Source organism: Streptomyces sp. SID14478 (assembly GCF_010548525.1).
GTDB lineage: Bacteria > Actinomycetota > Actinomycetes > Streptomycetales > Streptomycetaceae > Streptomyces.
This window is the reverse complement of sequence record NZ_JAAGMG010001189.1, coordinates 1-8007: the sequence shown is the minus strand read 5'-3', so window position 1 is coordinate 8007 and position 8007 is coordinate 1. Positions and strand designations below refer to the sequence as shown.

7 protein-coding genes are annotated in these 8007 nt (G+C 67.6%); 4 read left to right on the top strand and 3 right to left on the bottom strand.

Features of this window, described 5'->3' with window-relative positions; genetic code table 11:
* The first annotated feature begins 120 nt into the window (after nucleotides 1-120).
* Together G3I40_RS37915 and G3I40_RS37910 are read left to right on the top strand one after the other, a co-directional pair.
* Entirely contained in the window at nucleotides 121-2382 is a 2262-nt protein-coding gene (locus G3I40_RS37915; RefSeq protein ID WP_164559362.1) for a transglycosylase domain-containing protein, read from the top strand.
* A 120-nt stretch (nucleotides 2383-2502) separates the two neighbouring features.
* Entirely contained in the window at nucleotides 2503-4002 is a 1500-nt protein-coding gene (locus G3I40_RS37910; RefSeq protein ID WP_164559361.1) for a glycosyltransferase 87 family protein, read from the top strand.
* Nucleotides 4003-4115: 113 nt separating this feature from the next.
* Here G3I40_RS37910 and G3I40_RS37905 read toward each other — a convergent pair whose 3' ends face one another.
* The 3 genes from G3I40_RS37905 to G3I40_RS37895 form a co-directional block, all read right to left on the bottom strand.
* The gene (locus tag G3I40_RS37905; protein WP_164559360.1) at nucleotides 4116-5147 is read right to left on the bottom strand and encodes an alanine racemase; all 1032 of its coding nucleotides are present in this window, start codon (nucleotides 5145-5147) and stop codon (nucleotides 4116-4118) included.
* Nucleotides 5148-5293: 146 nt separating this feature from the next.
* Nucleotides 5294-6415: a peptidoglycan bridge formation glycyltransferase FemX gene (gene femX, locus G3I40_RS37900; RefSeq protein ID WP_164559359.1), complete on the bottom strand. Its 1122-nt coding sequence runs from the start codon at nucleotides 6413-6415 to the stop codon at nucleotides 5294-5296.
* A 129-nt stretch (nucleotides 6416-6544) separates the two neighbouring features.
* Nucleotides 6545-6865, bottom strand: coding sequence for a hypothetical protein (locus tag G3I40_RS37895; protein WP_164559358.1), 321 nt, complete (start codon nucleotides 6863-6865; stop codon nucleotides 6545-6547).
* Between the two features lie 289 nt (nucleotides 6866-7154).
* Here G3I40_RS37895 and rpsF point away from each other — a divergent pair, with 289 nt between their 5' ends.
* Nucleotides 7155-7445, top strand: a complete 291-nt coding sequence (rpsF, locus tag G3I40_RS37890) for a 30S ribosomal protein S6 (protein WP_164559357.1) — start codon at nucleotides 7155-7157, stop codon at nucleotides 7443-7445.
* Nucleotides 7446-7520: 75 nt separating this feature from the next.
* The coding region (locus G3I40_RS37885) for a single-stranded DNA-binding protein (protein WP_164559356.1) at nucleotides 7521-8007 on the top strand (487 nt) is incomplete at its 3' end.

The window sequence follows — 8007 nt, the reverse complement described above, 5'->3', positions numbered from 1 at the left end:
CCGGGTGGTCCCGGCGGGCCGAACGGTCCGGGCCGCGGCCGGGGCCGAGGCGCCGGGCGCCCCCAGAAGAAGAGGTTCATCGACTACCCGCGCACGGGCAAGTACGGCCTGGCCCGTTTCGTGCCGTCGTGGAAGCAGGTCGTAGGGACGTGCTTCGGCTTCATGCTTTTGGGGATCGGAGCGTTCGGCATCGGCCTGCTGATCGTGTCGGTGCCGAACGAGGCGCAGGCGGCCCAGGCCCAGACGAACGTCTTCTACTGGGACGACGGGACGCAGATGGCCGCGACGGGCGGTAAGCAGAACCGTCAGATCGTGCCGCTGTCCGAGATCCCGAAGTCCATGCAGAAAGCGGTGATCTCCGCGGAGAACGCCTCGTTCTACGAGGACTCCGGCGTCGACCCGATGGGCATCGGACGCGCCATGTTCAACATGGCACGCGGCGGCCAGACCCAGGGCGGCTCGACCATCACCCAGCAGTACGTGAAGAACGCGATGCTGGACGACCAGTCGCAGTCCCTGTCCCGTAAGGCCAAGGAGCTCTTCATCTCGGTGAAGGTCGGCGCCACGGTCGACAAGGACGACATCCTCAAGGGCTATCTCAACACCGCGTACTTCGGCCGCAACGCGTACGGCATCCAGGCGGCCGCGAACGCCTACTTCGGCGTCGACGCGGCCGATCTCACGCCCGAGCAGAGCATCTTCCTGGCATCGGTCCTCAAGGGTCCGAACCTCTACAACCCCGACGGGGGCATCGGCGACGCCGCGACGCCGGCCGCCAACAAGGCGCGCGCGGAATCCCGTTGGAAGTGGATCTCCGACCGCATGGTCGAGGTCGGGAACATGACCCCGTCGGAGCACAGCGCGCTCAAGGGGTTCCCGAAGCGCGTGAAGCAGAAGTCCGCGCTCGCGGGGCAGACCGGCTACCTGGTCGACATCGCCAAGGACTACTTCTCCAAGAAGAGCCACATCACGCCCGAGGACCTGGAGAAGGGCGGCTACAAGATCTACACGACCTTCAACAAGAAGAAGGTCGAAGAGCTCGAGAAGTCGGTCAAGGCCACGGAGAAGAGCTTCCTCGACCCCAAGAAGCGGGCCAAGGACAAGTACGTCCAGTTCGGCGCCGGCTCCGTGGATCCGAACTCGGGCAAGATCGTCGCGTTGTACGGCGGTGCGGGATACGACCAGGACCACTACACGAACAACGCGAACACCGCGGGTGTGCCCGTCGGCTCCACCTGGAAGCCCATCGTGCTGGCCACGGCGATGCAGGACGGTACGTACAAGAGCAACGGCGACGGCATCTCGCCGCTGAGCCTCTACAACGGCAACGACCTGCAGATCATCAAGGACCGCAACGGCGAACCGATCCGCGCGGCCGACGGCACCCCGTTCCGGCAGAAGAACGAGGGCACCAGGGCGTGGGGCCAGGTCACGCTGCGCAAGGCGATGGAGCAGTCGATCAACTCTCCGTTCGTCCAGCTCGGCATCGACGTGGGGCTGAGCAAGACGCGGGTCATGGCCGAGAAGATGGGCATCCTGAAGTCCAGCTTCGACCAGGGAAACCTGAACAACGCGTCCTTCTCCCTGGGCACGTCCACGCCGAGCGCCATCCGCATGGCGGACGCCTACGGGTCGTTCGCCACGTCCGGTGAGCACTACGAGCCGTACTCCGTCACCAAGGCCGTGGACAAGGACGGCAACGAGCTGCCCGGGTTCGAGGAGCCGAAGCCCGCGCGGGCCATGGACCCGGACGTGGCGAACAACGTCACCGACGTCCTGCAGAACGTGGTGAAGAACGGTACGGCCAAGGAGAAGCTCGGCAACATCGGCTTCCCCGTCGCCGGCAAGACCGGTACCACGGACGAGAACAAGTCCGCCTGGTTCGTGGGCTACACCCCGGAGCTGTCGACGGCCGTCACGCTGTTCCGTACCGACCCCCGGTCGAACGGCAAGAAGCTGCTGTCGATGAACGGCACCGGTGGCGTGACCTCCATCCACGGTGGTGACATTCCGGCGCAGATCTGGAAGGACTACATGTCGTCCGCGCTGAAGGGCGTGGACCATAAGGACTTCCCCGACGCCGAGAAGATCGGCAAGGTCGTCGGCACCCCGAGTCCGATCCCGACGCCCACCCCGTCGCAGACGCCGTCCCCGACCGAGACGCACTCGGTCGAGCCGTCCCCGACCGAGTCCACCTCGCCGTCGCCGTCGACGAGCGAGACCTGCCGCTGGGCCTGGGACTGCCAGGGCGACAGCGGCGGCACCGACACAGGAGGCGCTGACGGCGGGGTGACCTCGTCGCCGACGGAAAGTGCCACCGACGGCGGAGGGGATCCCAGGGGCAACCAGAACGGGGGTCTCTTCGGAGGCTCCACGGGCTAGGCCCGCGCGCAGGGCGACGACGGACCGAGGGCTGTGACGGGACCCGATCAGGGACCCGAGCACAGCCCTCGGTCCATGCGGGCTCAGGAATTCTCAGCCTCGTACGGCAGGATGTGCGGCATGCCCAGTGCAGAGACGACGCATGTGAGCCCGCACGAGCCGGAGCCGGTACGTCCGACCAGAGAGGACGAGGTCGCGGCGGCCGGCAGCGCGCTCGTCGGCGGACCGCTCGGCCGGCGAGCGCTGCTCGGACGCTCCTGGTGGACTCCGGTACGCGTCATCGCGCTCGTCATGATCGGCATGTTCGCGCTCGGCATGGTGCAGAAGTTCCCCTGCTACGACGGCGCCTGGTTCTACGGTGCGAGCTCGCAGTACACGCACGCCTGCTACTCGGACATCCCGCACCTCTACCAGGGGCGCGGTTTCGCCGACGGACTCGTGCCGTACTTCGACAAGCTGTCCGGCGACATGGACTACCTCGAGTACCCGGTCCTCACCGGCGTGTTCATGGAGGTCGCCGCGTGGCTGACGCCGGGCGGCGGCACCATCCAGCACCAGGAACAGGTGTACTGGATGGTCAACGCCGGGATGCTGATGATCTGCGCCGCGGTCATCGCCGGCTGCGTCGCCCGCACCCACCGCAGGCGGCCCTGGGACGGCCTCCTGGTCGCTCTGGCGCCCGCGTTCGCGCTGACCGCCACCATCAACTGGGATCTCTTCGCAGTGGCGCTCACAGCGGCCGCGATGCTGATGTGGTCGCGCGGCCGTGCCCTCGCGTTCGGCGTGCTCCTCGGGCTCGCGACCGCCGCCAAGCTCTATCCCGTCCTGCTGCTCGGCCCGCTGTTCGTGCTGTGCTGGCGCGCGGGCAAGTGGCGGGACTTCGGGGTCGCGACGCTGGGCGCGGCGGGGGCCTGGCTGATCGTGAACGTGCCGGTGATGCTCCTCGCGCCCGAAGGCTGGTCGAAGTTCTACACGTTCAGCCAGGAACGCGGCGTCGACTTCGGGTCCATCTGGCTGGTCATCTCCCAGCACATGGACACACCGCTCGACACCGACGTCGTCAACACCCTGGCCACGGCCCTGATGGTGCTTGCGTGTCTCGGCGTCGCGGCTCTCGCGCTGACCGCGCCGCGCCGCCCGCGCTTCGCGCAACTGGCCTTCCTGGTGGTCGCCGCCTTCATCCTCACCAACAAGGTCTACTCGCCGCAGTACGTACTGTGGCTGATCCCGCTCGCGGCCCTGGCCCGGCCGAAGTGGCGCGACTTCCTGATCTGGCAGGCGTGCGAGGTCGCGTACTTCCTGGGGATCTGGCTGTACCTCGCGTACACGACCAGCGGCGACAAGCACCAGGGCCTGCCGACCGACGGTTACCAACTGGCCATTGCCGCCCACCTCTTGGGCACCCTGTACCTGTGCGCCGTCCTCGTGCGCGACATCTGGATGCCGGAGCGGGACGTGGTGCGGCGCTCCGGTGACGACGACCCGTCGGGCGGCGTGCTGGACGGGGCCGAGGACGTCTTCGCGCTGGGGTACGCGGCCCATCCCCCACGGCATGCGGCACCCGCCGGAGAGCAGCCGCCTCCGGTGAACTGGGGCAAGGAGCAGAGAAGTTCGCTCTGAGCGAACAGGGTGAGGGAACGAAGAAGGGGCAGGGCACCTCATAGGTGCTCTGCCCCTTTTCTCGTACGTCTTTACTTGTCGCGTACGTCTTCCGGGCCGTCAGGAGTGCTTGCTCAGCGGTCCACGATCCGGTCGAACTGCGTGGTGGTGTGCCGCAGATGGGCCACCAGTTCCTCGCCGACCTTCGGCTCCGCGGCGTCCGACGGTACGAACAGGATCGAGACCTGCATGTGCGGGGGCTCGGCGAACCATCGCTGCTTCCCGGACCAGACGAACGGCGCGAGGTTGCGGTTCACCGTCGCGAGCCCGGCGCGGGCGACGCCCTTGGCGCGCGGCATGACGCCGTGCAGGGCCTTCGGGGCCTCCAGGCCCACACCGTGCGACGTGCCGCCCGCCACGACCACCAGCCAGCCGTCCGAGGCCGACTTCTGCTGCCGGTAGCCGAACCGGTCGCCCTTGGCGACGCGCGTGACGTCCAGGATGGCGCCGCGGTACTCGGTCGCCTCGTGGTCACCCAGCCACAGCCGGGTGCCGATGCGTGCGCGGAAGCGGGTCTGCGGGAACTGCTGCTGCAGCCGCGCCAGTTCCTCGGCCTTGAGGTGGCTGACGAACATGGTGTGCAGCGGGAGCCGTGCCGCGCGCAGCCGGTCCATCCAGCCGATGACCTCCTCGACGGCGTCGGAGCCGTCGGTGCGGTCGAGCGGCAGGTGGATCGCGAAGCCTTCGAGGCGTACGTCCTGGATGGCGTGTGCGAGCTGTGGCAGGTCCTGCTCGGTCACCCCGTGCCGCTTCATCGAGGACATGACCTCGATGACGACGCGGGCGCCGACGAGGCCGTGCACGCCGTCGACGGAGGAGACGGAGCGGATGACGCGGTCGGGCAGCGGAACGGGCTCCTCGCCGCGCCGGAACGGGGTCAGGACCAGCAGATCACCGCTGAACCAGTCCTTTATCCGGGCGGCTTCGTACGTGGTCCCGACGGCGAGGATGTCGGAGCCGAGGCGCGTGGCCTCCTCCGCCAGCCGTTCGTGGCCGAAGCCGTAGCCGTTGCCCTTGCAGACGGGGACGAGCCCCGGAAACTGCTCGAGCACGTGCTTGTGATGTGCCCGCCAGCGCGCGGTGTCGACGTAGAGCGTGAGCGCCATGGCCGGTCCCGGAACCTTTCTCGTGGCTGCGGTGTATCAGAGGTATGGAGAGTCTTTGGAGCTACGTGAATTGTGCCGGGTCCGCGGGGAAAGCGGAGCGGGGTGTGCGGGGACGGGCCCCTGGGGGCGCCGTGCCCGGCTCAGGGTCAGCGCCGCGACATGTAGATGTCGAGCGCCTTGTGGAGCAGCTTGTTGAGCGGGAAGTCCCACTCGCCGAGGTACTCGGCGGCCTGACCGCCCGTTCCGACCTTGAACTGGATCAGACCGAAGAGGTGGTCGGTCTCGTCCAGCGAGTCGCTGATACCGCGCAGGTCGTAGGCGGTGGCGCCGAGCGCGTAGGAGTCGCGCAGCATCCGCCACTGCATCGCGTTCGAGGGCCGGACCTCGCGGCCGATGTTGTCGGAGGCGCCGTAGGAGTACCAGACGTGCCCGCCGACGACGAGCATCGTCGCCGCGGAGAGGTTCACCCCGTTGTGGCGGGCGAAGTACAGCCGCATGCGGTTGGGGTCCTCGGAGTTGAGGGCCGTCCACATGCGCTGGAAGTACGAGAGCGGGCGCGGCCGGAAGTGGTCGCGCACGGCCGTGATCTCGTACAGGCGCTGCCATTCGGCGAGGTCCTGGTAGCCGCCCTGGACGACCTCGACACCGGCCTTCTCGGCCTTCTTGATGTTGCGGCGCCACAGCTGGTTGAAGTTCTTGTGCACCTCTTCCAGGGAGCGGTTCGCGAGCGGCACCTGGAAGACGTAGCGCGGCTGTACGTCGCCGAATCCTGCGCCGCCGTCCTCGCCCTGCTGCCAGCCCATGCGGCGCAGCTTGTCGGCGACCTCGAAGGCGCGGGGCTCGATGAAGTCCGCCTCGATGTCGCGCAGGCGCTTCACGTCCGGGTCCTGGATGCCCTTCTTGATCGAAGTGGCTTCCCAGCGCCGGATGATGACCGGAGGGCCCATCTTCACGGAGAAGGCGCCCTGCTGCTTCAGATGCGCGAGCATCGGGCGCAGCCAGTCGTCGAGGTTGGGCGCGTACCAGTTGATGACCGGGCCCTCGGGGAGGTACGCGAGATAGCGCTTGATCTTGGGCAGCTGGCGGTACAGGACGAGTCCCGCGCCGACCATCTCGCCGGTGCGCTCGTCGAACCAGCCCAGGTTCTCGGACCGCCACTCGGCCTTCACATCAGCCCAGGCCGGGACCTGCATGTGGCTAGCCGAGGGCAGGCTCTGGATGTATGCCAGATGCTGCTCTCTGCTGATGGTCCTCAGGGTCAGGCTCATTCGGGGCGCTCCTCGGGCTGGTGTGTCCCCATGGGTACAGGGGCTCCGGCTCTCGCGCCGAAGCCTACTGCGCCCTGCGAGCGCCCCGACTGGCCGTATGGGAGGTCGGCCCCTGCGGGGGTGCTGACCTCAGCCGATGACCCCGCCGAAGAGGCCGCCGTGCGCCATGCCGATGAAGAAGCCGACGGCGGCGGCGCCGAGCCCGAGGATCAGGACGAAGCGCTCCCGGGTCGTCTCCGAGACGAACTGGCCGTAGGCCCCGGTGAGGATCCCGACGAGGCCCGTCCAGGAGCTGAGCAGATGGAGGCCGGGCCAGATCGAGCTGATGATCGCGATCGCTCCGAGCACCGCGGTCACCGCGAGCAGGGTGTCGGGGAGCGGATGGGACTTTCCGTCCGAGGCGAAGAGAGAGCCGGCGCTGGTGCTGTTCGGTCGCATTGCTTGTGCCATGAGGGCACCTCCTGCGGAAGGCGGCGCATCGTAGCGCCATACACACCCGATGTGTACAGATTGCGGTCGTCTGCTGTCGGATTTCAACCGGAAGCCGTGGTGCGGGTAGTCTGTACCGTCTGCATCGGTGTCTGCCCACATCCCGACCAGGGACTGATACCCACTGATCTGCACGGCTCTCCTCCGCGAGGCCCGATTGTCAGTGGTGGCCGATATCTTTGCTCACGCATAACAACCCTCCTGCCACGGAACGACCGTGGCCGCTGAGTCCAAAGGAGGTGGGTTCCACATGCGTCACTACGAAGTGATGGTCATCCTCGACCCCGATCTGGAGGAGCGCGCTGTCGCCCCCCTGATCGAGAACTTCATGTCTGTCGTCCGTGAGGGCAACGGCAAGGTGGAGAAGGTCGACACCTGGGGCCGTCGTCGTCTCTCGTACGAGATCAAGAAGAAGCCCGAGGGCATCTACTCGGTCATCGATCTGCAGGCCGAGCCTGCGGTCGTCAAGGAGCTCGACCGCCAGATGAACCTGAACGAGTCGGTCCTCCGGACCAAGGTCCTCCGTCCCGAGACCCACTGAACCTCCCGGTTCAGCGGTACTCGGGGATTCGAGTAGCAGCAAGCAGTCCGCAGCAAACCCGCCGAGAGGTACCCCATGGCAGGCGAGACCGTCATCACGGTCGTTGGCAATCTTGTCGACGACCCCGAGCTGCGCTTCACCCCCTCCGGTGCGGCGGTCGCGAAGTTCCGTGTCGCGTCCACTCCCCGCACCTTCGACCGGCAGACCAATGAGTGGAAGGACGGCGAGAGCCTGTTCCTGACCTGCTCGGTCTGGCGTCAGGCGGCGGAGAACGTCGCGGAGTCGCTCCAGCGAGGCATGCGCGTCATTGTGCAGGGCCGGCTGAAGCAGCGGTCCTATGAGGACCGTGAGGGCGTCAAGCGCACGGTCTACGAGCTGGACGTCGAGGAAGTCGGCGCCAGCCTGCGCAGTGCCACGGCCAAGGTCACCAAGACCAGCGGTCGCGGTGGCCAGGGTGGTGGCTTCGGCGGCGGCGGTGGCGGCGGCCAGCAGGGCGGCGGCTGGAGCGGTGGCTCCGGCGGCGGTCAGCAGCAGGGTGGCGGCGGCGGTGCTCCCGCCGACG

Bases quoted from the DNA above. Each gene is read 5' to 3' on its own strand.
- G3I40_RS37910 (WP_164559361.1), top strand. From the start codon at position 2,503: ATGCCCAGTGCAGAGACGACGCATGTGAGCCCGCACGAGCCGGAGCCG.
- G3I40_RS37905 (WP_164559360.1), bottom strand. From the start codon at position 5,147: ATGGCGCTCACGCTCTACGTCGACACCGCGCGCTGGCGGGCACATCAC.
- femX (WP_164559359.1), bottom strand. From the start codon at position 6,415: ATGAGCCTGACCCTGAGGACCATCAGCAGAGAGCAGCATCTGGCATAC.
- G3I40_RS37895 (WP_164559358.1), bottom strand. From the start codon at position 6,865: ATGGCACAAGCAATGCGACCGAACAGCACCAGCGCCGGCTCTCTCTTC.
- rpsF (WP_164559357.1), top strand. From the start codon at position 7,155: ATGCGTCACTACGAAGTGATGGTCATCCTCGACCCCGATCTGGAGGAG.